We start from the raw sequence: 631 nt of genomic DNA, 5'->3' as shown, positions 1-631 counted from the left end.
CCGGGTTGGCGTCGATGGCGATGACCTTGTCCTGGCGCTCGGTGGCCAGGGTGGCGCCCAGCGACGTGGTGGTCGTGGTCTTGCCGACACCGCCCTTGAGGCTGATCACGGCGATCCGGTAGCAGCTCATCACCGGGGTGCGGATGATGTCCAGCTTGCGCTGCCGCTCGGCCTCCGCCGCCTTGCCGCCGAACTTGAAGCGCGGTTGCTGGCGGCGCTCCTGCGGCTGGCGGCGCAGCAGCCGGTCCGAGGAGAGCTCCACGGCGGCGGTGTAGCCCAGCGGGGCGCCGTGCGCGGTGCGCTGCGGCGCGCCCCCGCCGTAGAAGGCGGCCGGCGGCTCACCGGCCGGGCCGACCGGCTGGGCGGGGGAGTGCGGCCAGCCGCCCTGGCGCGGGTCCACGGGAGGCTGCTGCGGGCCGGGCGCAGCCGGGCCCCAGGGCGCGCCGGCGTGCGGGGCGCCCTGCTGGGGGCCCGGCACGGGCTGCTGCGGGGGCTGGCCCTGCTGCTGCGGGAACGGCGGTTCCGGGACCGCCTGGTCGGGACCCGGCATCTGTGGGCCCGGCAGGTGGGGGCCCGGCAGCTGGGGTTCCTGCAGCGGGGTCTCGGGCTGCTGCGGGCCGCCCACGGGGGC

General features: G+C 78.1%; 1 protein-coding gene. It reads right to left on the bottom strand.

Translation table 11 applies throughout. The annotated features are described in order from the left end of the window. Positions 1 to 631, bottom strand: a 631-nt coding sequence (locus tag AOK09_RS42665) for an AAA family ATPase (protein WP_245687548.1), incomplete at both ends; no start/stop codon positions are given.

The organism is Peterkaempfera griseoplana, assembly GCF_001418575.1.
Taxonomy (GTDB): Bacteria; Actinomycetota; Actinomycetes; order Streptomycetales; family Streptomycetaceae; genus Peterkaempfera; species Peterkaempfera griseoplana.
The sequence above is the reverse complement of the archived record's forward strand: the minus strand, read 5'-3'. Positions and strand labels throughout refer to the sequence as shown.